Source organism: Guyparkeria sp. SCN-R1, assembly GCF_003932495.1.
Classification (GTDB): Bacteria; Pseudomonadota; Gammaproteobacteria; order Halothiobacillales; family Halothiobacillaceae; genus Guyparkeria.
In genome coordinates this window covers 1-23,785 of record NZ_QZMT01000021.1, presented here as the reverse complement: position 1 = coordinate 23,785, position 23,785 = coordinate 1, and the positions used below count along the sequence as shown (strand labels likewise).

General features: G+C 66.8%; 22 protein-coding genes and 4 tRNA genes. 19 read left to right on the top strand and 7 right to left on the bottom strand.

The genetic code is table 11. The features are described 5' to 3' along the window. Positions 1-78: 78 nt before the first annotated feature. The 3 genes from D5687_RS10000 to dctP form a co-directional block, all read right to left on the bottom strand. Positions 79-2,502, bottom strand: coding sequence for a phosphoketolase (locus D5687_RS10000; RefSeq protein WP_125199633.1), 2,424 nt, complete (start codon positions 2,500-2,502; stop codon positions 79-81). A 28-nt stretch (positions 2,503-2,530) separates the two neighbouring features. Continuing rightward, positions 2,531-3,679 (bottom strand): acetate/propionate family kinase, encoded by a 1,149-nt coding sequence (locus D5687_RS09995; RefSeq protein WP_125199632.1) that lies wholly within the window; start codon positions 3,677-3,679, stop codon positions 2,531-2,533. A gap of 187 nt (positions 3,680-3,866) precedes the next feature. Next, a complete protein-coding gene (gene dctP / locus D5687_RS09990) occupies positions 3,867-4,931 on the bottom strand; it encodes a TRAP transporter substrate-binding protein DctP (RefSeq protein WP_125199631.1) in 1,065 nt (354 codons plus the stop codon). 245 nt (positions 4,932-5,176) lie between these two features. On the opposite strand from dctP, the gene D5687_RS09985 reads away from it, so the two are divergent. Both D5687_RS09985 and D5687_RS09980 read left to right on the top strand, forming a co-directional pair. After that, the gene (locus D5687_RS09985; protein ID WP_125199630.1) at positions 5,177-5,809 is read left to right on the top strand and encodes a TRAP transporter small permease; all 633 of its coding nucleotides are present in this window, start codon (positions 5,177-5,179) and stop codon (positions 5,807-5,809) included. After that, positions 5,809-7,092 (top strand): TRAP transporter large permease, encoded by a 1,284-nt coding sequence (locus D5687_RS09980; RefSeq protein ID WP_125199629.1) that lies wholly within the window; start codon positions 5,809-5,811, stop codon positions 7,090-7,092. Before D5687_RS09985 ends, D5687_RS09980 begins: the two co-directional genes overlap by 1 nt. Here the strand turns inward: D5687_RS09980 and murU are convergent. After that, positions 7,086-7,772, bottom strand: coding sequence for an N-acetylmuramate alpha-1-phosphate uridylyltransferase MurU (gene murU / locus D5687_RS09975; RefSeq protein WP_125199639.1), 687 nt, complete (start codon positions 7,770-7,772; stop codon positions 7,086-7,088). The genes D5687_RS09980 and murU overlap by 7 nt on opposite strands. A gap of 25 nt (positions 7,773-7,797) precedes the next feature. Continuing rightward, positions 7,798-8,802: an aminoglycoside phosphotransferase family protein gene (locus D5687_RS09970; RefSeq protein WP_158611854.1), complete on the bottom strand. Its 1,005-nt coding sequence runs from the start codon at positions 8,800-8,802 to the stop codon at positions 7,798-7,800. Between the two features lie 197 nt (positions 8,803-8,999). On the opposite strand from D5687_RS09970, the gene msrP reads away from it, so the two are divergent. The 11 genes from msrP to D5687_RS09915 all read left to right on the top strand — a co-directional run bounded on the left by msrP (position 9,000) and on the right by D5687_RS09915 (position 19,194). Further along, complete coding sequence (gene msrP / locus D5687_RS09965; RefSeq protein WP_125199627.1) at positions 9,000-9,941, top strand: protein-methionine-sulfoxide reductase catalytic subunit MsrP; 942 nt, start codon at positions 9,000-9,002, stop codon at positions 9,939-9,941. Further along, on the top strand, positions 9,941-10,558 hold the full coding sequence (locus D5687_RS09960) for a sulfite oxidase heme-binding subunit YedZ (RefSeq protein ID WP_125199626.1): 618 nt from the start codon (positions 9,941-9,943) through the stop codon (positions 10,556-10,558). Before msrP ends, D5687_RS09960 begins: the two co-directional genes overlap by 1 nt. Positions 10,559-10,628: 70 nt before the next feature. Continuing rightward, entirely contained in the window at positions 10,629-11,756 is a 1,128-nt protein-coding gene (locus D5687_RS09955) for an NAD(P)/FAD-dependent oxidoreductase (RefSeq protein ID WP_125199625.1), read from the top strand. Between the two features lie 382 nt (positions 11,757-12,138). Then, entirely contained in the window at positions 12,139-12,711 is a 573-nt protein-coding gene (locus D5687_RS09950; protein WP_125199624.1) for a hypothetical protein, read from the top strand. Then, positions 12,708-14,072 carry a UDP-N-acetylmuramate:L-alanyl-gamma-D-glutamyl-meso-diaminopimelate ligase gene (gene mpl / locus D5687_RS09945; protein WP_125199623.1) on the top strand — a complete coding sequence of 455 codons (1,365 nt, stop codon included), beginning with the start codon at positions 12,708-12,710 and terminating at the stop codon, positions 14,070-14,072. The genes D5687_RS09950 and mpl overlap by 4 nt, the downstream gene beginning before the upstream one ends. Beyond that, positions 14,069-14,704, top strand: a complete 636-nt coding sequence (locus D5687_RS09940) for a flavin prenyltransferase UbiX (protein ID WP_125199622.1) — start codon at positions 14,069-14,071, stop codon at positions 14,702-14,704. Before mpl ends, D5687_RS09940 begins: the two co-directional genes overlap by 4 nt. Then, positions 14,694-15,284: an LON peptidase substrate-binding domain-containing protein gene (locus tag D5687_RS09935; protein WP_158611853.1), complete on the top strand. Its 591-nt coding sequence runs from the start codon at positions 14,694-14,696 to the stop codon at positions 15,282-15,284. Before D5687_RS09940 ends, D5687_RS09935 begins: the two co-directional genes overlap by 11 nt. A gap of 122 nt (positions 15,285-15,406) precedes the next feature. Continuing rightward, positions 15,407-15,784: a thioredoxin gene (gene trxA / locus D5687_RS09930; protein ID WP_125199620.1), complete on the top strand. Its 378-nt coding sequence runs from the start codon at positions 15,407-15,409 to the stop codon at positions 15,782-15,784. 55 nt (positions 15,785-15,839) lie between these two features. Continuing rightward, positions 15,840-16,754, top strand: coding sequence for an AEC family transporter (locus D5687_RS09925; RefSeq protein ID WP_125199619.1), 915 nt, complete (start codon positions 15,840-15,842; stop codon positions 16,752-16,754). 59 nt (positions 16,755-16,813) lie between these two features. After that, entirely contained in the window at positions 16,814-17,389 is a 576-nt protein-coding gene (locus tag D5687_RS09920; RefSeq protein WP_125199618.1) for a peptidylprolyl isomerase, read from the top strand. Continuing rightward, positions 17,389-19,194, top strand: a complete 1,806-nt coding sequence (locus D5687_RS09915) for a M61 family metallopeptidase (RefSeq protein WP_125199617.1) — start codon at positions 17,389-17,391, stop codon at positions 19,192-19,194. Before D5687_RS09920 ends, D5687_RS09915 begins: the two co-directional genes overlap by 1 nt. A 282-nt stretch (positions 19,195-19,476) precedes the next feature. On the opposite strand, the gene D5687_RS09910 is transcribed toward D5687_RS09915, so the two are convergent. After that, positions 19,477-20,316, bottom strand: coding sequence for a flagellar motor protein MotB (locus tag D5687_RS09910; protein WP_125199616.1), 840 nt, complete (start codon positions 20,314-20,316; stop codon positions 19,477-19,479). Between the two features lie 3 nt (positions 20,317-20,319). After that, complete coding sequence (locus D5687_RS09905) at positions 20,320-21,075, bottom strand: MotA/TolQ/ExbB proton channel family protein (RefSeq protein WP_125199615.1); 756 nt, start codon at positions 21,073-21,075, stop codon at positions 20,320-20,322. A gap of 220 nt (positions 21,076-21,295) precedes the next feature. On the opposite strand from D5687_RS09905, the gene D5687_RS09900 reads away from it, so the two are divergent. From D5687_RS09900 to D5687_RS09875, 6 genes are all read left to right on the top strand, one after another. Beyond that, a complete protein-coding gene (locus tag D5687_RS09900) occupies positions 21,296-22,123 on the top strand; it encodes a biotin--[acetyl-CoA-carboxylase] ligase (protein ID WP_125199614.1) in 828 nt (275 codons plus the stop codon). Positions 22,124-22,148: 25 nt separating this feature from the next. After that, on the top strand, positions 22,149-23,003 hold the full coding sequence (locus D5687_RS09895; RefSeq protein ID WP_158611852.1) for a type III pantothenate kinase: 855 nt from the start codon (positions 22,149-22,151) through the stop codon (positions 23,001-23,003). A 64-nt stretch (positions 23,004-23,067) separates the two neighbouring features. Further along, positions 23,068-23,143 (top strand) — tRNA-Thr (locus D5687_RS09890). A 134-nt stretch (positions 23,144-23,277) separates the two neighbouring features. Then, positions 23,278-23,362, top strand: a tRNA-Tyr gene (locus D5687_RS09885). A 43-nt stretch (positions 23,363-23,405) separates the two neighbouring features. Continuing rightward, positions 23,406-23,479: transfer RNA gene (locus tag D5687_RS09880), tRNA-Gly, on the top strand. A gap of 112 nt (positions 23,480-23,591) precedes the next feature. After that, positions 23,592-23,667: transfer RNA gene (locus D5687_RS09875), tRNA-Thr, on the top strand. Positions 23,668-23,785: the final 118 nt, after the last annotated feature.

Genomic DNA, 23,785 nt, shown 5'->3' with positions numbered 1-23,785 from the left:
GCGGGGCGCCGTCGCGCTGGATCACCTCCATACGCCCCGGTTCCTGCCCGGGGCTTTTTCATGGTGGCGCCGACCGCGTCAGCGCACGTCGTCTCCCGGCAACGACGGCCAGCGCCAATCGCGGATTTCCGGCATGTCTTCACCATGTTCGCGGATGTACTGCTCGTGCTCGATCAGCCGCTGTTCCATTTGCTGGCGCAGGTGGGCGCCGCGGACCTTGAGCCCGGGGACGCGCTCGATCACGTCGATGACCAGATGGTAGCGGTCGATCTCGTTCTTCACGGCCATGTCGAACGGGGTGGTGGTCGTGCCTTCCTCCTTGTAGCCGCGTACATGCAGGTTGTGGTGGTTGGTGCGCCGGTAGGTCAGGCGATGGATCAGCCACGGGTAGCCGTGGTAGGCGAAGATCACCGGCCGGTCGAGGGTGAAGATCGAGTCGAAGGCGCTGTCCGACAGGCCGTGCGGATGTTCGCTGTCGGGCTGGAGTTTCATCAGGTCGACCACGTTGACCACCCGCACACGCAGTTCGGGCAGGTGGCGACGCAGCAGGTCGGTGGCGGCGAGGATTTCTTCGGTGGGCACGTCGCCGGCGCAGGCCATCACCACGTCGGGCTCCAGGCCGTCGTCGCTGCTGGCCCACTCCCAGATGGACACCCCGGCCGTGCAGTGCTTTATCGCCGCCTCCATGTCGAGGTACTGGGGCTGGGGCTGTTTGCCGGCGACGATCACGTTGACGTAGTCACGGCTACGCAGGCAATGATCGGTCACCGACAGCAGGCAGTTCGCATCCGGAGGGAAGTAGACACGGATCACGCTCGCCTTCTTGTTGACCACCAGATCGATGAAGCCGGGGTCCTGGTGTGAGAAGCCGTTGTGGTCCTGGCGCCAGACGTGGCTGGTCAAGAGATAGTTGAGTGACGGCACGGGCGCACGCCAGGGGATGTCCTGACTCGTATCCAGCCACTTGGCGTGCTGGTTGAACATCGAGTCGATGATGTGGATGAAGGCCTCGTAGCAGGCGAACAGGCCGTGCCGGCCGGTCAGCAGGTAGCCCTCGAGCCAGCCTTGGCAGGTGTGCTCCGAGAGGATCTCCATCACGCGACCGCCGCGGGCGAGATGCTCGTCGGTGGGCAGCGTCTCGGCGTTCCAGGCCCGGTCGGTGACGGCGAAGACGTCGTCGAGTCGGTTGGAGGACGTCTCGTCGGGACCGAACAGGCGGAAGTTGCGCGAGTCGTGACTGCGTTCGATCACGTCGCGCAGGAAGCGTCCCATGGCACGGGTCGACTCGGCCTGGGTCTGACCCGGTGCCTCGACCGCGATCTCGTAGTCGCGAAAGTCGGGCAGGTCGAGCGGCCGGCACAGCAGCCCGCCGTTGGCATGCGGGTTGGCGGACAGGCGGCGGGCGCCGGTCGGGGTGCGGTCGGTGAGCCAGTCGAACGGTTGCCCGTGTTCGTCGAACAGTTCCCCCGGGCGGTAGCTCTTCATCCAGGATTCGAGGATCTCGAGATAGGCGGCGTGTTCACGAACGTCCTTCATCGGGACCTGGTGGGACCGCCAGGTATTCTCCACCGGCTTGCCGTCGACCTCCTCGGGGCCGGTCCAGCCCTTGGGGGTGCGCAGCACGATCATCGGCCATTGCGGGCGGGTGGTATCGCCGTCTTGGCGGGCCCGCTGCTGGATGGCGTGGATCTCGTCGAGCGCCTGGCCGAGCGTTTCGATCATCGCCGGATGCATTTTTTTGGGGTCCTCGCCGCTGACGAAATACGGTTGGTAGCCGTAGCCGCGCAGCAGGGCCTCGAGTTCCTCTTCCGGGATGCGGGCGAGCACGGTGGGGTTGGCGATCTTGTAGCCGTTGAGGTGCAGGATCGGCAGCACGGCGCCGTCATGCACCGGGTCGAGGAACTTGTTCGAGTGCCAGGAGGTGGCCAGCGGGCCGGTCTCGGCCTCGCCGTCGCCCACCACCGCGCAGACGACCAGGTCCGGGTTGTCGAAGGCCGCACCAAAGGCATGTGAGAGCACGTAGCCCAGCTCGCCGCCCTCGTGAATCGAGCCCGGCGTCTCGGGCGCGACGTGCGAGGGAATGCCGCCGGGGAAGGAGAACTGCTTGAACAGGCGCTGCATGCCCGGCTCGTCGCGGCTGATGTCGGGGTAGACCTCCGAGTAGGTGCCGTCCAGCCAGGCACTGGCGACCAGCCCCGGGCCACCGTGGCCCGGCCCGGTGAGAAAAATCGCGTCGAGATCGCGTGCCGCGATCTGGTGGTTCATGTGGGCGTAGATGAAATTGAGCCCCGGGGTGGTGCCCCAATGGCCCAGCAGGCGCGGCTTGATGTGTGCCGGGGCCAACGGCTCGCGCAGGAGCGGGTTGTCCAGCAGGTAGATCTGCCCGACGGACAGGTAGTTGGCCGCGCGCCAGAAACCGTCGATCGCCTTGATGTCGCTTTGCTGCATGGCCTTGTTCTCCGGAAGCCGGGATCGTTCGAGGTGGATGTCTGCATCCCGCATCACAGCAGTGGGATGTGTCGAACGGATGTCAGCGGAGTTCCTGTATCTGCCGGATCATTTCCCATTCCTCGTCGGCAGGCACCACCCAGATGCTGCTGGGGCTGTGTGGCTGGTGCAGGGCGCGCACCCCGGGCTCATCTTGGCGATTGGCGGCCGGGTCGAGCGCCAGCCCCATTACCCCGAGGCCTTCGCAGACCGATTCGCGCACGACGACGTCGTGTTCGCCGATGCCGCCGGTGAACACCAGGGCGTCCAGCCGACCCAGGTTGACCAGGTAGCCGCCGACGTAATGGCGAATGCGATGGATGTACATCGCCAGGGCGGTGCTCGCTTGTTCGCTGCCCCGGTCGATCGCGTCGTGGATCTCGCGCATGTCGCGCGTGCCGCACAGCCCGAGCAGGCCGGATTCGTGATTGAGCAGGTGGTCGACCTCGTCGCTCGACAGGCCACCGCGCCGTTCGAGCACCCCGGGGATGGCCGGGTCGATGTCGCCGGCTCGCGTGCCCATGACCAGGCCCTCCAGCGGGGTCATGCCCATCGAAGTGGCCACGCTGTGCCCGCCGCGAATGGCCGTGACGCTCGCCCCGTTGCCCAGGTGCAGCACGATCAGGTTGAGTCGAGCCGGCGGGTGGCCGGTCGCCTCGGCGACGTGGCGCAAGGCATTGGCGGCAGAGAGGCCGTGAAACCCGTAGCGGCGGATGCCGAGTTCGTCCCGGCACCAGGCCGGCAGGGCGTAGTCGCGTGATTCCGGTGGCAGGTCCCGGTGAAAGGCCGTGTCGAACAGGGCGAAATGGGGCGTGTCCGGGAAGTGGTGCCGGGCGGCCTCGATGCAGGCTGCCGCAAGCGGGTTGTGCAGCGGCGCGAGTGGTTCGATCTCGTGCAGCGCGTCGATCACCGCCTGGTCGATTTCCGTGGGGGCGTCGAAACGATCGCCGCCATGCACGACGCGGTGGGCAATGCCTCGAAACGGCCCGGCCTCACCCGGCGGCAGGGCGGTGAGCAATTCGTCGAGTGCGTGTGAATGCGCCTCGCCGAGTGGGGCGGTGCCATCACCGAGGTCTTCGGCTGTGACCGAATGCGTCCGGTGGCCGGCGGAATCGAAGATTGCCAGCTTGAGCGAGGACGAGCCGGCATTGATTGCCAGCCAGCGAGTGTCGTCCGGCCCGTCTGTCGCCATCGATCCGGCCCTCTCCGTGAGCGTGCGCAAAACCGCCCCTGTTGGGGAAGGTCTGTCGATTCAATCCTAGCCGGAAAAGTCGGGGTTTGTCAGCAGGTTGTGCGCAAACTCGGTGTGGCGGGTACGAAAAAGGCGCGCCGGGTGGCGCGCCTCGAGGGAAGGATCGGCTTCGGGATTTGGCGAGTGGTTACTCGTCGTTCCCCTCGGCCACGGCATCCTGGATGGCCTTGAGGATCTTCTCGCCGCGCGGGCCGGCCATCTCGACGTACTGGTCGAACACCGGCTCGACGCTCTCGCGGAAGGTCTCGACCTGCTCGGAGGTCAGCTCGACGAACTCGATGTCGCTCTTGGACTTGATCTCCTCGGCCGCCTCGCGGTTGAGCGTCTTCTGCACGTCCCAGATGAACGGATCGAGTTCCTTGACGGTCTCCTTGACGCTCGCCTGCATGTCTTCCGGCAGGCTCTCGAGGAAGCCCGGGCTCGTGATCACGGTGGACACGAACTGCGCGTTGCGTGCCTCGATCAGGTAGTCCTGTACCTCGTAGAAGCTCATGTCACGGATGGCGAACATCGGCTGGGTCTGCGCGTCGATCTGGCCACGCTGCAGGCCGCCGTAGATCTCGGAGTAGGCCATCGGCTTCGGGTTCGCGCCGTAGCCTTCGTAGGTGGCCAGCAGCAGGTCGGACGGCTTGACGCGGATCTTGACGCCCTCGAAGTCTTCCGGCGTTTCGATTGCCTTGTTGGCACTCCAGACCATCCAGCCCTCGGGGACGATCGACAGCAGCTCGAGGCCCTTCTCGTTATAGGCCGCGCCCAGTTCCTCGTGGACGACCGGGTTGGAGGCGAAGATCTCCTCGTTGACCGAGTCGTCCTGCGAGAACAGGAAGTGCAGGGTGAACACCTGCGCCTCGGGAATGGTCGAGCCGACGTGGCCCGCTGAGGCGAAGGCGAACTGCATGGTGTTGTTCTGGATCTGCTGGGTGATGTCCTGCGAGCTGCCCAGCGTGCCGTAGGGGTAGATCTTGACCTCGACGTTGTCGTGCGCGGCCTCGATCTCCTCCTTGAACTTCTCGGCGTATTTCCACTGCACGCCGCCCTTGGTCTCTTCCAGTGCGAAGCGCCAGACCTGCTCGCCCTCGGCGCTCTCGGCGCCGTCATCGGATTGGCCGCAGCCGGACAGTGCCATGCCGGCGGCGAGCGCCAACGCACCCATCCAGAGCGTGCCCTTGTGAAGGAATCGTGTGCTTTGCATACCGTTGTCTCTCCCTGGGGTTTTGCTTGTCGTTCACGGTGCAAGCGACCCGCGCGCCGACGACGGGCGGGCACTCTAGTCCCCCAAGACCTTAGCACGTCCGCCGGTCTGCCCGTTGGACAGGCAAAGTCGGGCGCGACTACACTGCTACGCGAAGGTCGGGCGGCATCGAGCGGTCGTCGGGCCGCGTCAACCGACGCCGTCATTCCGGGACGTGCGCGTCTCAACCCGACAGGGGAATACCAATGCCGCAAGCGCAGGGAAAGCTGTCCCGGTCGTTGCCGGGACGGGCGCTGATCCGCCTGGACTGGCTCATTGGCTGGATCGAGAACATCGTTCTCTCGGGCGCCATCCTGTTGATGGCCACCATCAATATCGTCAACGTGCTGGGCGACAACCTCCTCAAGCAGGGGCTGCCGTTTGCCGGCGAGATCAACCAGGCCCTGTTGGTGATCATCACCTTTGTCGGGGTGGCCAAGGCTGCGCGCCACGGCCGCAATATCCGCATGTCGGCCATCTATGACCAGCTCAAGGGGCCGTGGCGAAAGGGGGCGAACATCGTCATCACCACCGGCTCGGCGGTGGTGATGTTCTATCTGGCCTACTACGCGGTGATCTACGAGATGCAGGTGCGCTCGATCGGCCAGGCCACCCCGTCGCTGGGGATTCCCATCTGGATCCTCTACCTGTTTGTGCCCATCGGGCTGTTCCTCGCCGGCCTGCAATACCTGCTCACGACCGTGCGCAACCTGACCTCCGAGGAGGTCTATCGCTCGTTCATGGAGCGTGAGGTCTACGAGGAGGCCGATCTCAATGCCGCCGAGAGCGGCGAGCAGCGGGATGATTCGAGCATCGACCCGAGCAAGGAGGCCCGCTGATGCTGACCCTGATGTTCATCCTGATGTTCCTGCTGCTCCTGATGGGCTTTCCCATGATGGTGCCGCTGATCGTCGGTGCGCTGGCGCTGCTGCTGGTCTCGTTCCCCGACGTGGGCCCCAACCAGCTGGTGCAGCAGATGATCGGCGGGGTGCGCCCGTCGGTGCTGGTGGCGGTGCCGATGTTCATCCTCGCCGCGGACATCATGACCAAGGGGCACACGGCCAACCGCCTGCTGGATCTGGTCCGGGCGTTTATCGGCCACCGCCGCGGCGGGCTGCCGATCACCACGGCGGTCACCTGCACCCTGTTCGGGGCGGTCTCCGGCTCCACCCAGGCCACCGTGGTGGCGATCGGCACCGCGCTGCGCCCGAAGATGCTCAAGGCCGGCTACAAGGACAGCTTCACGCTTGCCCTGCTGGTCAATTCCTCGGATATCGCCCTGCTGATCCCCCCCTCGATTGCGGCGATCATCTACGGGGTGGCCGCGAACGTGTCGGTGGGCGAGCTGTTCATCGCCGGGATCGGGCCCGGCGTGGCGATCATGTTGATGTTCTCGGTCTACAGCTGGTACGTCTCGCGCCGATGGGGCATCCCGCCGGAGGAGCGCGTCGGCTGGGCCGGTCGCTTGAAGGCCCTGCGCGGGGCGATCCTGCCCATGGGCTTTCCGGTGGTGGTACTTGGTGGCATCTATTCCGGGCTGTTCAGCCCCACCGAAGCGGCGGCGATGTCGGTGCTCTACGCGGTGATCCTGGAGATGGTGATCTACCGCTCGATCAAGCTCTCCGACCTGCCGGGCATCGCGCTGTCGACCGGGCTGATCACGGCGGTGGTGTTCATCCTCGTCGGGGCCGGGCAGGCGTTTTCCTGGGTCATCTCGCTGGCGCAGATTCCCTCGGAGATCCTCGGCCCGATCCTCGATCAGGTCGCGGCGAACCCGACCTATCTGCTGATCCTGATCGCGGTGTCCTACTTCGTCGCCTGCATGTTCGTCGACCCGATCGTGGCCATCTTCGTGCTCACCCCGATCTTCATGCCGGCCATCCACGCATCGGGCGTGGATCCGGTGCTGGTGGGCACGCTGGTGGTATTGCAGTCGGCTATCGGCTCGGCCACGCCGCCGTTCGGCTACGACATCTTCACCGCCATGGCGGTGTTCCGACGACCGTACATGGACATCGTCCGGGGCACGCCACCGTTCATCATCATGCTGATCACGATGACGGTGCTGCTGATTTCCTTCCCACAGATCGCGCTGTTCCTGCGCGACCTGGCCTTCTACTGATCGTCGGAGTGATCTCGTAACCGGCGGTCGGCCTCGGCCAGCCGCTCGGGCGTACCCACGTCCAGCCACTCGCCCCGATGGTGATGCGCGCAGCCTTGTCCGTTGGCGATGGCCGCACGCAGTACCGGGCCCAAGGCCCGTCGGCCCGTCGGTAGGTCGTTGAACAGCGCGGGGTCGAACAGGCCGATTCCGGAGTAGGTCAGCGCCGCGGTTGATGCGCCCCCGAGCCGTCCGGTCTGGTCGAGGGCGAAATCCCCGCCCGGGTTGTGTGACGGGTTGTCGACCAGCACCAGGTGGAACCGACAGTCGGCGCGCAAGCGGCGGTTGGCCAGTGCGGCGTAGTCGATATCGGAGAGCACGTCGCCGTTGACCAGCAGGAAGCGCTCCCCCAGTCGGTCGATTGCCTGGCGAATGCCGCCAGCGGTCTCCAGCGCGTCCTCGGCCTGTTTGCCTTCCACCGAGTACTCGATCGTCAGTCCCCAGCGCTCGCCGTCACCGAGGTGCGCGCGGATCAGTTCGCCGAGATGGGCCAGGTTGATTACCACGCGCTCGATGCCGGCGGCGGCCAGGCGTTCGAGGTGATGCTCGATCAGCGGCTTGCCGCCTACCTCGATCAATGGCTTGGGGGTGTGGTCGGTCAGCGGGCGCAGTCGTTCGCCGCGACCGGCGGCCAATATCATGGCCGTGGTCTTCAGGGCATTCGTCTCAGCCACGGGCGTTCTCCGGTTCGAGTCCAGTGATCAGCTCGCGCAGTGGCGCGAGTTCCGGCGCGCGGTCGAGCGCCCATTGCAGGTGGCGCCAGGTCAGCGGCAGGTCGTCGAGGTAGCCGTGCTTGCCGTCGCGGCGGCTCAGGCGGGCGAAGATGCCCAGCACCTTGAGGTGACGCTGCACGGCCACCCAGGCGAAATCCTCGATGAACGCCTCCCGCTCGATGTCCGTCAGACGGGCCTTGCGCGCCTGTTCCCAGAACGCATCGAGCTCGCTCTCTACCCAGTCGCCCGGCCAGTCGATGTAGGAGTCGCGCAGCAGTGAGACTAGGTCGTAGGGCAAAGGGCCGGCCACCGCGTCCTGGAAGTCGATGATCGCCCAGCCCGCCTCGTCGCGCATCAGGTTGCGGCTGTGGTAGTCGCGGTGGACGAACACCGCCGGCATCGCAGCCAGCCGGCTGGCGATCCGGTCCCGCAGCTCCTCCCAGCATCGGGCCTGCTCATTCGACCACTCCACGCCCAGGTGGCCAGCCCGGTACCAGTTGTCGAACAGCTGCATCTCGGTGATCAGCCGTGGGGCGTCGAAGGCCGGCAAACGCCCGCGATCGACCTGGGCTACGGTGACCAACTGCGCGCGGCACTCGGCGAGCGCGTGTGCCCGGGGCGCCGGGTCCGCGCCCGCCTGCCAGGAAAACAGCGTGTCGTTGCCCAGATCGTCGAGGAGCAGAAACCCGCCCACCAGGTCGCGGGCATGGATGTGCGGTACCGGCAGGCCGGCTTGTTCCAGTCGCGCCTGGACATCAAGGAACGAGTCCAGCGGCTCCTTGTCGGGCGGCGAATCCATGACCACCAGGCTTTTGCCGTTCGCGCCCTGTGCCCGCCAGTAGCGCCGGTTGCTGGCATCGCTGGAGGCCGATCGCAGCGCGCCGAAGCCGGGGGCGTGCCGTTCGAGAAAGGCGTGGGCCGCCTCGCGGCGAGAGTCGGTGGCAGCGGTGTCGGTCATTGGCTCGCGGCTCCTGTGGCCCGGTGTTGTCGATGGGCGGTCGAATCGGGGCATGGCGGGTTGGTCGTGCGTCGCGACGACCTACGGCGTCGTGCAGAACGCGGTCTTAGCGTCGATACTTCGGGAGGCGAATTCTACCTGCCTGATGCCCTCATCGGCATTCGTCTTCCCGGTCCGTTCGTTACCCGAGGTCTGTCATGCGTCACCGTATCCGATCGCCCCATGAGCCCGGTGAATGGGAAGTCACCGATCCGAAACTGGCCACCGACCGCCAGGCACGACGGACGTTCCTGCGCTCGGTGTTCGGTGCCGGGGCGGCGTTGGCCTTGCCCGGGTGCGGCCGCGCCGATGAGGAAAAGCCGCTGTCCGAACAGCTCACCGACAAGGAGGCGATCACCGGCTACAACAACTACTACGAGCTCGGTACCGGCAAGACCGACCCGAAACGCAACGCCGATGCATTGGCGTCCCTGATCGACCGGCTTTCGCCGTGGGAGTTCGAGGTTGATGGGCTGGTCGACCGCCCCGGGCGGTTCAGCGTCGACGACCTGGTCGCTCTGCAGTCCCCGGAGGAGCGCATCTACCGGATGCGCTGCGTGGAGGGCTGGTCGATGGTGATCCCCTGGGAGGGTGTGCCATTGAAGGCGTTGCTTGAGCGGGTCGAGCCCATGTCCGACGCGCGGTTCGTGCGCTTCGAGACGGTCTATCGGCGGGAAAGCCCGCTGCCCGGCCAGACGCGCGCGGTGCTCGACTGGCCTTATGTCGAAGGCCTGCGTCTCGACGAGGCGATGCACCCGCTGACCTTGCTGGCCACCGGCATCTACGGCGAATCGCTCACGCCGCAGAACGGCGCGCCCGTGCGGCTGGTCGTGCCCTGGAAGTACGGCTTCAAGGGTGGCAAATCCCTGGTGCGGATCAGTCTGGTGCACGAGCAACCCACCTCCAGCTGGACGGCGGTCTTGCCCCGCGAATACGGCTTCTACGCCAACGTGAACCCGAACGTCGACCATCCGCGTTGGTCGCAGGCGACCGAACGGCGTATCGGCGAATGGGGGCGTCGCGACACGCTGATGTTCAACGGATATGCCGAGGAGGTCGCGCAGCTCTACCAGGGCATGGACCTCAAGAAGCACTACTGATGGCGGCGCGTCGACCCTGGTTGGCCAATCGCCCGGCGTGGTGGCTGCTCTTCCTCGCCCAGTTGGCCCCGCTGATTTACCTCGCCTGGGCGATCCCCACCCATCAGCTCGGCTACGAACCGGTGGTCGACAGCTTGCGTTTTCTGGGCGACACCGCGCTCTACCTGCTCTTGATAGGCCTGGCGATCACCCCGTTGCAACGCCTGCGGCCCCGGGTCGGGCTGATCGACTACCGGCGGATGGTCGGGCTGTACGCCTTTTTCTACGCGAGCCTGCACGTCCTGCTCTGGCTGGTCGTCGATCGGCAACTCGACCTGGTCGCGATCTGGGAGGACGTCCTCGAGCGCGAGCACATCACCTTCGGCGTGATCGCCTTCCTGCTGCTGGTGCCCCTGGCGATCACCTCGTCGCGCGGCTGGATGCGACGGCTCGGCCGCCGCTGGAAGCTGCTGCACCGACTGGTCTATCCGGCGACGGCCCTGGTCGTGCTGCACTACTTCCTGTCCGTGAAGTTCGACACGCGCACACCCATCATCCTGGCCGTCGTGTTGCTGCTGCTGTTTCTGGCCCGCCCCGCCACCCGGTGGCTGGCGGCGAGACGTCGGCGACCGGATTGAGTATTAGAAAGGCCTTATGCCAAGATAAGGAAAAGGCGTTGAAACGGTTTACAGGCCTCGGAGGCACGGCATGAAACTTTCGGTCATCGGTGCGGGCTTTGGTGCCCTGACGGCGATCCGTCGTCTGCGGCGCTTGCGTCCGCAGGCGGAAATCACCCTGATCGCACCCGAGCCCACCTTCCAGTACTACCCCAGCCTGATCTGGGTGCCCGCGGGGATTCGCCGACGCGAGGACATCCTGTTCGACATCCGTCCGCTGCTCGAGCGCCTCGACGTGCGGTTCCACGCCGGGCGGGTCACCGGTGTCAGCGACGATGGTCGACGGGTGGTCACCGACAACGGTGAAGTCGAGAACGACGGCCTGATCGTCGCCAGCGGCGGGCGCTTCATCAAGAAGCTGTCTGGCATCGAGCACGCGATCACGCTCTGCGAGGGCATCGATGCCGCCGAGGCGATCCACGACCGGCTCGGCGAGATGGATGGCGGCACCATCGCCATCGGCTTTGGCGGCAACCCCAAGGAGCCGGCCGCGGTGCGCGGCGGGCCAATGTTCGAGCTGCTGTTCGGCATCGATCGCCTGCTGCGCCAGCAGGGGCGTCGCGACCAGTTCAAGCTGGTGTTCTTCAACCCGTCGCCGCGACCGGGCAACCGCCTGGGCGAGTCGGCGGTCGACCGGCTGCTCGACCGGATGCGCAAATTCGATATCGAGACGCACATCGGCGCCAAGCCGCAGCGCTTCGAGGCCGACCGCGTGATCACCGAAAAGGGCGAGTTCGCGGCCGACCTGATCCTGTTCATGCCGGGGATGACCGGACCGGCCTGGCTCGAGAATGCCCCGTTCCCGACCTCGCCGGGTGGCATGATCGAGGCCGACGAGCACGCGCGGATCAAGGGGGCGGACAAGGTCTTTGTTGCCGGCGATTCCGGCAGCTATCCTGCCCCCGACTGGGCGCCCAAGCAGGCGCACATGGCCGATCTCCAGGCGGTGGCGGCCGCCGAGAACCTGGTCGCCGAGCTCGACGGCCAGCCCGCCGATCGCACCTTCAAGTGGGAACTGATCTGCGTGATGGACATGCTCGACCGGGCGACCCTGGTGTTTCGCAACGAGAAACGCCAGTTCGTCACCCCGCCATGCCGTCTGTTGCACTGGGCCAAGCGATTCTTCGAGTGGTGGTATCTGCGCGACCTGCGTCGCTAAGGAAGGTCTGCACGAATCCGATACCGCTCTGCGCGTCTTGAGCCGGGCAGATGCAAGGCGCTCGTCCGCCGTGGAAGGGTGATTCCCTTTCCAAGGACGACAACGCAGCAGAGGCCCGGCTCAAGGCGTGCCCGGCGGGGCTTGGCGAGTCGCCCGTGCTCGGCGTTGCGATGTCTTGACGTGGCCACCGGCACGCCGGCGACATCGCGCCTTGATCACGAACGACTCGCCAAGCCAGAGTGGCATCGGATTCGTGCAGACCTTCCCTAACGGCGAGCGCGTGGCGGGCGGGCGCAGACGCGACCGCCCGTTTTGCGCTAGGCTTGCAGCCGTTTCCCGGCCGCCCGGCGGCGGTCGGAGTCATTGCAACGGGGGCTACGCCTTGTCACTGATCCGCCTGTTCTTCCAATTGCTGTTCCTGCGGGCCGGCCCCGAGGACATGCCTGCCGGCCAGCAGCCCTTGCTGATCGCCGTGGGCTTCTACCTCGTCGTGGGCGTGCTGCTCGACATCGCGGTCGCGGGCGAGGGGCAGGGCGGCCTGGGCGGTGGCTTGGGTGGCGGCCTGTTGCTGCTTGCCGCCGACGCGGTCGTGCTGGTGGCCTACTCGGCCGGCCTGGCCATGTTGCGCAATCACCGCCCCCGGATCCCGCAGATGCTCACGGCGCTGTTCGGCGCCATGGCCATGCTCGGCTTGGTCGCCTGGCCGCTGGTGGCGATGCAGCCGACGGGTGCCGAGGCGGCGGACATCGACACCCAGCTGGGGATCTGGTCGATGCTGATGATCGCGCTCTTCGCCTGGAACCTGCTGGTGCTGGGCCAGATCTATCGCCGCACGCTCGATTTCGGCGCGGCGATCGGCGTGCTCACCGCGCTGGGCTACTTCATTCTCAGCTCGCTGGTCTACATGGGGTTGGCCGTGCAGTTGCTCCCCGGTGAGACGGGGTTGCCGACATGACCGCTGCCAGCCAGAAATTGCACATCCTCGGCATCGCCGGCACCTTCATGGGGTCGCTGGCACTGCTGGCCCGCGAGATGGGCTACGAGGTCTCCGGGCGTGACCACGCCATCTACCCACCGATGAGCGACCAGCTCGCCCGCGCGGGTATCGCGGTGGAAACCGACATGGATGCGCCCCTGCCCGAGGATGCCGAGATCATCGTTGGCAACGTGATGCGCCGCGACATGCCGGTGATCGACCAGTTGCTCAATGGTTTCTATCGCTTTCGGTCCGGGCCGCAATGGCTGGGCGAGGAAGTGCTCTCCCAGCGGTTCGTGCTGGCCGTTTCCGGCACACACGGCAAGACCACCACCAGCTCGATGGTCGCGCATATCCTCGATACGGTCGGCATGGCACCGGGGTTCCTGATCGGCGGGGTGCCGGGCGGGTTCGGCGTCAGCGCCCGGCTGGGCGAGACGCCGTTTTTCGTCATCGAGGCGGACGAGTACGACACGGCCTTTTTCGACAAGCGCTCCAAATTCCTGCACTACCGGCCGCGTGGCCTGGTGATCAACAACCTCGAGTTCGATCACGCCGATATCTTTGATGATCTCGCCGCGATTGAGCGTCAGTTCGCCCACCTGCTGCGGCTGGTGCCGGGGCAGGGCAAGGTCATCGCGCCGATGAATGAGCCGGCGATCGACCGGGTGCTGGCCGCGGGTGTCTGGTCGCCGGTCGAACGGTTGGCCGACCAGCCGGCAGCCGGAGCCGGCTGGTGGCAGGACGATGGTGAGCTGTACTGCGAGGGCGAGGCGATCGGGCGCCTGCCCGATTCCATCCAGGGTGCGCACAATCGCCGCAACGCGATGGCCGCCGTGGCGCTGGCGCGGTTCGCCGGTGTTCCGGCCGCCGAGGGGCTGGCGGCGCTGGCGGACTTCGGCGGGGTCGCCCGACGCCTCGAGTTCAAGGGCGAGGCCGGTGGGGTGCGGGTGATCGATGACTTCGCCCACCATCCGACGGCCATCGAGGCGACGCTTGCTGCCGTGCGCGAGCAGATGCCGGCCGGCGCCCGGTTGGTGGCGGTGCTCGACCCGCGGTCGAACACCATGCGCGCCGGTGTGCATGCTGCCAGGCTGGCCGGTGCCCTGGCGGCCGCCGATCGGGTAGTCGTGCATGCGCCGGGCGATCTCGCTTTTGACCCGGCCACCGCGCTTGCCGATCTGGGCGATCGCCTGGCCGTGGCCGATTCGGTCGAGCAACTGCTCGAGACCGTGATGGCTGACAGTCGCGACGGCGACTGGGTAGTCTCGATGAGCAATGGCGGCTTCGGCGGTTTCCCGGCCCGGCTGGTCGATGCGTTGCGCGAGGTGAGGGCATGAGGCGTCGTAGTCGTAGAGAGACTGAGCACGTCGTCCTGGCGATGACCGGGGCCTCCGGTCTTCCCTACGCGTTACGCCTGCTCGAATGCCTGATCGCGGCGAATTGCCGGGTGAGTCTGATTGCCTCGAAGGCCGCCCACGCGGTGGCGGCGCTCGAGCTCGACGACCCCTTTCCGGCCCGCCACGATGCGCTGGCCACCGAACTGGGTGGGCGTTACGGGGCCGCCGAGGGGCAGGTCACCGGCTTTGCCCGCCAGGACTGGACCGCGCCGTTCGCCTCGGGCTCCAACCCGCCGGATGCCATGGTGGTCTGTCCCTGCACTACCGGCACGCTCGGGGCGATCGCCAACGGCCTGTCGGATTCGCTGATCGAGCGCACCGCCGATGTCTGCCTCAAGGAGCGTCGCGATCTGGTGATTGTGCCGCGCGAGGCACCACTGACGGCGATCGCGCTGAGGCAGATGACGCAGTTGGCCGAGCTGGGTGCCGTGATCCTGCCGCCGTCGCCGGCCTTCTATCATCGCCCGCAGACGATCCAGGACCTGATCGATTTCACCGTCGCGCGCATCCTCGACCAGATCGACGTGCCGCACGAACTGCATGCCCGTTGGGGCGAGCGGGATGGCGGCTGAGGAACGCCTCGGGCTGTTCCCGTTGCGGACGGTGCTGTTCCCCGCCGGCCACTTGCCGCTGCGCCTGTTCGAGGCGCGCTACCTGGATCTGTTGCGCGAATGCCTGCGCCACGATCGGCCCTTTGGCGTGGTGCGCATCGTCGCGGGCAGTGAGGTCGGAATGGACGAGGGCCCGCCGGCAATCGCCGGCGTTGGAACAACCGCGCGGGTGGTGGACACCAATGTGCTGCCAGGCGGGTTGTTGGGGGTGCACGTGGTCGGCGAGACCCGCTTTCGTGTTCTCGAGCACGCGCCCGATGTCCGCGGCGTCGTCCGCGCCCGGGTTGAATTCCTCCAGGATGCCCCCACTTCGGGCGATTCGATCCCGGCCGATCGTCGAAGGCCAGTGCTTGAGGCCCTGGCCCGGCTGGATGCCGACGTGCTCGCCGCGGCGGGCGATGAGCCGGATCTGGTATGGCTGTGTCGGCGTTTGGCTGAACGTTTGCCACTGGATCTGGCCGCGCGGCAATCGTTGCTGGAACGCGATGATGCCCGGGCGATGCTCGAGTGGCTGGATCCCTGGCTCGCCGACGCGGATTAGAAGAGTTCGCCGACGGCCGGTCCGGCGATCGCCTGATGATCGAGCAAACAGTTTTCGTGACCCGGCGTATCCGGGTCGACATGCGGCCGGCCCGCGCGCCGGCATGACCCAAAGGTGTCTTTATGACCGTTCATACCGCGACCGCGGACAACCTCGAAGGCCTTCTCAAGGACAACGACATCCTGCTGCTGGATTTCTGGGCGCCCTGGTGCGGTCCGTGCCAGTCCTTCGGCCCGATCTTCGAGCAGGCCGCCGAGGCCAACCCGGAGGTCGGCTTTGCCAAGGTGAACACCGAGGAAGAGCAGGCGATTGCCGGTCATTTCCAGATCCGTTCGATCCCGACGCTGATGGTGTTCCGCGAGCAGATCCTGCTGTTCAACCAGGCCGGTGCCCTGCCGCGCAACGCGCTCGACGAGCTGATCACCAAGGTCAAGGACCTCGACATGAACGAGGTGCGCGCCGAGGTAGAGAAGGCCGAAGCCGAGGCCAAGGGCGAGTGATCCCCGCGCGGCCGATCCGTCGGTCCGCTGACCGGCCCGGCGAGGTCGGGCGGCGATGATCTCGGTCATCCTGCAGATGGCCGGGACCATCGCCCTGGGCCACATCTGGCGCTACCTGCCGTTGGGCGGGTGGAGCGCCGACCGCGCCCGCGGGGCCCTGACCTCCTCGGTCTACTACCTGTTCCTGCCGGCGCTGGTGTTCGCGGTCCTGTGGCGTGCGCCGCTGGGCGTGGACACGCTGCGCATCGCCGGCACGGCGGCCGTGGCGGTGATCGGCTCGCTGATGCTGATGTATGCCGTCGGGCGGCTGATGCCGCTCACCCGGCCGCAGTTCGGCGCGCTGCTGCTGGCGGCGAGCTTCCCCAACGCGACCTACATGGGGCTGCCGCTGCTCGACAGCCTGTTCGGCGATGCCGGCCAGGCGGTCGCGATCCAGTACGACCTGTTCGCCTGCACGCCGCTGCTGCTGTCGGTGGGCATCCTGCTCGCCGCGCGCTTCGGCGACAGCAACGAGGAGGTCCACCCGGTCAAGACCCTGCTCAAGGTGCCGCCGCTGTGGGCGGCGGTCGCCGGTGCCGGCCTCAACTTGGCTGGCGTGCCGCAGCCCGACTGGGCGGCCGAGTGGCTCGACCGTCTTGGTGCGGCTGTGGTGCCGATCATGCTGGTCGCGCTGGGCATGAGCCTGCGACTGGAGACACTGACCGGTCGACAACTGCTGACCGTCAGCCCGGCCGTGGCTATCCAGCTGCTGTGGATGCCGCTGGTCGCGCTGGGATTTGCGCTGGCGGTCGGGACCAGCGGGCAGACGCTCACCGCCGTGGTGCTGGAGGGCGCGATGCCCGTGATGGTGCTCGGGCTGGTGCTTTGCGACCGCTTCGGGCTGGATACCGGGCTCTATGCCACCACGGCGAGCGCCTCGACCCTGCTGGCGCTGCTGACCATTCCCTTCTGGCACGGCGTGGCGATCTGAACCGGGAAACTTCAGCGGGCTCACAATCGCGCAGAGGTTTCTTAACGGAGTGACGAAAAATGAGTGAAGAACGACTTCAAGACCGGCAACCGGCCGGCGGTGGCCCGGTGGAAAAGGATCGCGTGGTGCGCGTGTTCCACGTCATGCGCGACGACGATGGCGCGATCCTGGCCGACACGCGCGTGGACGGCTTCGAATACATCCACGGCCACGGCAACCTGATTCCGGGGCTGGAGGCCGCGCTCGAGGGCCGCGCCGAGGGTGACGAGATCGAGGTGACCGTCGAGCCGGAACAGGCCTACGGCCTGCACGACGCCGAGGGCGTGATCGACGTGCCGCGGGAACGCATCGAGGCGCAGGCGGAGCTCGCCCCGGGCAACATGGTCGAGGCCCACGGCCCGGAGGGGCGCATCGAGATGCTGATCCTCGAGGTAGGCGACCAGACCGTGAAGGTCGATCTCAACCACCCGCTGGCCGGCTTTCGCCTGCACTTCACCGCTCGGGTCGGGCTGGTGCGCGAGGCGCACCCCGACGAGATCAAGCACGGTCGCGTCCACCCGGGTGGCCACCACCTGATGACCAAGGATTCGTCGGTGCCCGATCTGCCGGACCAAGAGTCGAGTCAGGAGTCCTGATGAGCCAATCCGCTGCCGTCACCGAGACCGCCCCCCAGAACGTCTCCCGGGTCGAACCGTTCTACCGGATCGAGTTTGCCGGCTATCACAGCCGCTACCTCGACGTGACCCTGCGCCTGCCGGCCAGTGACGAGGGCTATCGTTTGAGCCTGCCGGCGTGGATCCCGGGCAGCTACCTGGTGCGTGACTTCGCCCGCCACCTGGTGGGCAAGCACGCCGAGGACGCCCGCGGTCGGCGGGTGGCAATCACCCCGGTCGACCAGCAGACCTGGGACTTGGCCGCGAGCGACGAGCCGGTGGCGGTGCACTACCGGGTCTACTGCGCCGACTTCTCGGTGCGCAGCGCGCACGTCGACTCGAGCCACGTATTCTTCAACGGCACCAGCGTCTTCCTGCGGGTGCACGGCGCCGAGCAGGCGCGCCACGAGGTGGTGATCGACGGTCAGGGTCTGCCCGAGGAATGGCGCGTGGCGACCACCCTGCCGGCAATTGCCGTCGACGAGCGGGGCTTCGGCGATTTCGCTGCCGCCGGCTACGAGGCCCTGATCGACCACCCGGTCGAGATCGCCGATTTCGTCGAGCGCCAGTTCACCGCCGGTGGCGTGCTGCATCGCATGGTGTTCACCAACGCGCTGCCCGAGACCGACTTCGACCGGATCGCCGCCGATGTCGCGCGCATCTGCGAGACCGAGATCGAACTGTTCGACGGCGCGCCCTTCGACGAGTACCTGTTTCTGGTGGCCCTCGACGAGTCCGGTTTCGGCGGGTTGGAGCACCGCGATTCCACCGCGCTGATCTTCCCGCGGGCCTACCTGCCCTCGGTGACGGCCGGCGGGGTGAGCAAGGAATACCAGCGCTTCTTGAGCCTGTGTGCCCACGAGTATTTCCACAACTGGAACGTCAAGCGGATCCGCCCGGCGGCATTCGCCGGTCTGCCGCTCGACCGCCCGGCGCATACGCGCCTGCTGTGGGTGTTCGAGGGCTTCACCAGTTACTTCGACGACTGGCTGGTGCGTCATGCCGGCCTGATCGACGAGACCCAGTACCTCGCTGCCCTGGAGGAAACCATCAATCGGGCCATGCGCGGCAAGGGCTGGTCGCGCCAGACGCTGGAGGAGTCGAGCTTCTACGCCTGGACGCGCTTCTACCAGCAGGATGCCAACGCGGTGAACGCGATCGTCAGCTACTACACCCGCGGGGCGATCGTGGCGTTGATGCTCGACCTGATGCTGCGCGAGCGCGGCGCGACCCTGATGGACGTGATGCGTCGTCTTTGGGAGCACCATGGCGAGGAGCCGCTGGTCGAAGGCGAGCGCGTCGAGGCGCTGATCGAAGAGGCGATGGGCGAACCGATGGGCGCGTTCTTCGACCGTGCCTTGCGTTCGACCGAGAGGCTCGATGTCGCCGGGATGCTGGCGCGTTTCGGCGTGGCCATGGTGCCCCGCGCCGAGCAGGGCGGGCCGGATGCCGGCATTCGGGTCGATGAACGTGATCCGCAGGCGGCCCGCGTGGTGCTGGTGTTCGAGGATCGCCCGGGCGCGGCGGCCGGGCTTGCCGTCGACGATCGCATCATCGCCATCGACGGCTTTGCCGTGAACGGCGGCAACTGGGCCGAGCGCATCGCGCGCCATCGCGCCGGCGACCGACTGGCCCTGCACGTCTTCCGCCAGGGGCGGTTGCTGGAGATGACGCTGACGCTGGCGTCCGAGTGCCTCAACCAGCATCGCCTGGAGCGCGCCGCGGGGGACATCAAGACCGAGGCGCGTTTCGCCGATTGGCTGGCGCCCTTTTCCACGACGGCCTGAGGTCGGCTTTTCCTGGGGAAACTCTGCACGAATGCGATACCGCTCTGCGCGCCTTGAGCCGGGCAGATGCAAGGCGCTCGTCCGCCGCGGAAGGGTTGTTCCCTTTCCAAGGACGACAACGCAGCAGATGCCCGGCTCAAGGCGCGCCCTGCGGGGCTTGGCGAGTCGCCCGTGCTCCGCGTTGCGATGTCTTGACGTGGCCACCGGCACGCCGGCGACATCGCGCCTTGATCACGAACGACTCGCCGAGCCAGAGTGGCATGGCATTCGTGCAGAGTTTCCCTAGTCGATGGGCTGGCCGTCGAGCTGCGGCTTGTCGATGTCCGCCCAGGCCGGGATCAGGGCGATCTCGACGCGTCGGTTGAGTGCGCGGCTGGCCTCGCTTTCATTGGGCGCGATGGGATTGTTCTCTCCCATGCCGCGCGCCGAGAGCCGGTTTGCGTCGATGCCCTGGTCGCGTAGCGACATCAGCACGCTGACGGCCCGGGCAGCCGACAGGTCCCAGTTGGAACGGAACCGACCCGAGCGGATTGGCACGTCGTCGGTGTAGCCGGTGACCACGATGCGGTCGTCGCTGTCGACCAGGTCGTCGGCGATCCGGTCGACCACCGGCTCAAAGGCCCGCTGCATGTTGGCGCTGCCCGAGGGGAACGAGGCGTTTTCCTTGATGCGGATGATGACCGTGTCGTCGGTGGTCTCGATTTCGAGGTCGCCGGCGGCGATCGCATCACTCATGGTCGAGCGCAGTTCGGCCGCGCGCTCCTCGAGCTGCTGGCGGCGCAGATCCTCCAGCGCGCGGGCGTTGTCTTCCTGGGTGTTCGCGGTGGGCGGGGCATCCAGCTCGATCAGCTGGGTAGGGGGTGGCCCCTCGATCGTGCTGTCGGGATCGGCGGCCCCGGGAGCCAGTTCCACCGCGGATTCGCCCGGGGCGGCTGTTTGTTCGCTGGGCAGGCTGCCGAACGAGTTGCGCAGGGTCTCGGCGACGGCCTTGTAGCGCTCGACGTCGACCACCGAGATCGACAGCATCAGCACGAAGAAGGTCAGCAGCAGCGTGACCATGTCGGCGTAGGTGGTCAGCCAGCCGCCGGAACTCCCGACCTTGCGTCGACGGGCGCGTGCCATGGCTCAGTCGTCCTCCTGACGTTCGCGGCTGGGCAGGAATGTCTCCAGCAGCCCGCGCAGGATGCGGGGGTTGATGCCATCCTGGATGCCGCGAATGCCCTCCAGGATCAGGCGCTGCTCGCGGGATTCCTGCGTGGCGCGCATCTGCAGCTTGGTCATGATCGGCAGGGCGATCGCCTGGGCGATCAGCGCGCCGTAGAAGGTGGTCAGCAGGGCGGTGGCCATTGCCGGCCCGATGCTCGACGGGTCATCGAGCGAGCTGAGCATCTGCACCAGCCCGACCAGGGTGCCGATCATGCCCATGGCCGGGGCTACGTCGTAGATGCTCTTGAACATCTGCACGCCGCCGTCGTGGCGTTCCTCGGAGAGCTCGATGTCGCGATCGAGGGTGCGTTCGATCACTTCCATCGGCTGGCCGTCGACGATCATGCGCACGCCCTTTTCCATGAAGGGGTGGCTGATGTCCTGGTCTTCCAGGGCCAGCGCGCCGTCGTGGCGTGCGACCTGAGCCAGTTCCTCGATCTCGTCGATCAGCCCGGTCAGGCTGTGCTGCCGGTCGATGAAGGCCTGCTTGACCACGCCGAACGACTGGACGAACTGGCGGAACGTGATCATCGCCAGGGTGATCGACAGGGTGCCGCCGATCACGATCAGCGCGCCCGGAATGCTGATGAACCCGAGCGGGTACTGCCCCAGGCCGATCGCGAGAATCACGACGGACAGGGCCGCGACGATGCCGATGATGGTTGCTTTGTCCAAGGGGCTCCTCAGTGGTTCGTCTCGTGACGAGCATGGTCCGGGATGAATTCGAGCGGGCGGGCGCGCATTGTCCGGGCGGACTCGTTCTCCCGGCCCGAGCCAGTATAATCGGGCCCGTTTCGCAAAACTTGAGGGTGCCGGCGGTCAATTGCCGGTCTGGTGCCCATACGCCGCCATACTCTGGCACGCTCCTCCCGCCCGTGTTTCGTCGGGGTCTGTCATGCATCGTGATGCCGCGCTCGATTTCGACCCGCTTGCTCGGCAGCTGCAGCGATTGGCCGCGCGCCGGGGCTGGGTGATGGCCGCCCGGGCCTCTGTCGACTCCACCAACGATCGCGTGCGCGCCCTGGTCGAATCGGCCGAAGGCGGCGCGCGAGCCCCGGTGGTGGTCGTGGCGGCAGAGCAGACCGCCGGGGTTGGGCGGCGCGGGGCGCGTTGGCTGAGCGCGCCGGGCGATGGTCTGTGGTTCTCGCTGGTTGTCCCGGCCGGTCCGGAGTTGCCCGACGCGCCACCGGGGCTCGCGCTGGCCGGGCGGCTGGCCGGGGTGCTGCAAGGGCAGGGCGTGCCGGCGACCGTCAAGTGGCCCAATGACCTGTATCTCGATGAGGGCAAGCTCGGCGGGCTGATGATCGAGCGACGCCGAGTCGGCGGCGAGGTTTGCTGGCTGGCCGGGGTCGGGATCAACTGGCGCCGGCCTGCTGGCCCGCTGGATGCGGAGTATCGTGCGTCGGCCATCAGCGAGGCGGGCGACGGCTGGCAGGGGGATTCCATCGCTTTGGCGCTGGCCTTGGTCGAGGCGGCAGTCATCATGATGTCTCGACCCGCCGACTGGCCGGGCGAGATGGCTGGCCTGTCGCGCCGGCATCACGGTTTCGGCAAGCCGGTGGCGGTGGAGCACGGCAATGGTGCCCGGACGACCGGCATCGCCGGGGTGATCCGCCCCGATGGCGATCTGGACATCACCCGGTCCGATGGGCGCGTGATCCGCGCGGGCGCGCATGATCGGGTGCGTGTGCTCCTCGATCGCGCCGGGAACGACTCATACTGAACGTTATAGGGAAGGCCTGACCGAAGTGAACTGTTACATCGATGCGGGCAACAGCCGGATCAAGGCACATCTTGCCCGCCGCAGCCAAAAGACGGTCGAGCCGGTCGTCATCGACTGGCCGGCCGCCAACGAGTCCGATCCCGTCGGTGCGCTGGCGACTCGTCTCGAGCCATTGCTGGTGGATGAAAAGGGGCGCTCGCCCAAGCAGGTCGTGCTGGCCTCGGTGGTCGAGCCGCGTCGGCGCGACTGGCTGGGCACCGCAATCGCCGAGGTCTGCCCGCAGGCCGAGTGCCGCTGGCTTGAGGTGCCCGGCAAGTGCTGCCACGTCCGAGTGGCCTACGAGTCGCCCGCCGACCTCGGCGTCGACCGTTTCTGCGCCATGATCGAGGCCCGGGCCTGCCATCCCGACCGGCCGCTGGCGGTCATTAATGCCGGCACCGCGATCACCCTGGACGTGCTCGCCGCCGACGGTCAGCACCTCGGTGGGCTGATTCTGCCGGGCTGGCGTGCCCAGCTGCAGGCCCTGCGTGCGGCGGCGCCCGCGCTGGCTCCGGCGATCGAATCGCTGGAGCACGCCGGCGAATTCGCTGAGCCGCGTGATACGGCGGCGCCGGTGCCTGAGACAACGCGACGACTGGGTCTGGCGGCCGATACCGCCACGGCGATCGAGCTGGGACGTCATTGGCTGATTGCCGCCGGCGTGAACCAGATGTTGTCCGTATGGCAGGAGCGCCTTGCCGACGAGGGCCCACTGCTTGCGGTCATTGCCGGCGGGGATGCCGATCGACTGGCTGACCTGATCGATCCGGCCCTCGAGCATTGCCTCGAGGCCGACCTGGTGCTCGCCGGCGTGGTTCGTTTGGCGCGAGCGCGTCGCTGACCCGTCGCCCGCGGCATGTCGGCTTGGCAAAGAGGGGCTCGTGTGCGTAAAATGCGCGCCCATTGCCGGCTTAGCTCAGTTGGTAGAGCAACCGCCTTGTAAGCGGTAGGTCGTGAGTTCGAGTCCCACAGCCGGCACCAGAGGCAGGACGTTCGCGAAGCGTGGTTTCGCGGGCGTTGGCCGACATCACGATGCGCGCCCTTGCCGTGATGTCCAAGCCGCGGGCCGGGTGTTGACAGCCCGGTCCTTTTTGTGAAGAATGGCGCGCTTCCCGGGTGGGGTACCCAAGCGGTCAACGGGAGCAGACTGTAAATCTGCCGGCTCAGCCTTCGCAGGTTCGAATCCTGCCCCCACCACCAGACAAGACGAGTCTCGCAACCGCTTGCGGGATTCAAACGGTCTGCGGGTGTAGTTCAATGGTAGAACCTCAGCCTTCCAAGCTGATGACGTGGGTTCGATTCCCATCACCCGCTCCAGTCCTGTGACCCGGGTTGTCTGACCCGGTTCCGGAACGGACCGACGCGACCCTCCGCGGGGTCGTATCTGTTGTTAGAGATTGCGTCGGCGGCACGCCGTCGACTCATATTTGCTCATGTAGCTCAGTTGGTAGAGCACGTCCTTGGTAAGGACGAGGTCACCGGTTCAAATCCGGTCATGAGCTCCACATTCCCATTTGCTTGTCCCGGTTGGCGGAGGATGCGATGTCTAAGGAAAAGTTCGAACGTAGCAAGCCGCACGTAAACGTCGGCACGATCGGTCACGTAGACCACGGCAAGACCACG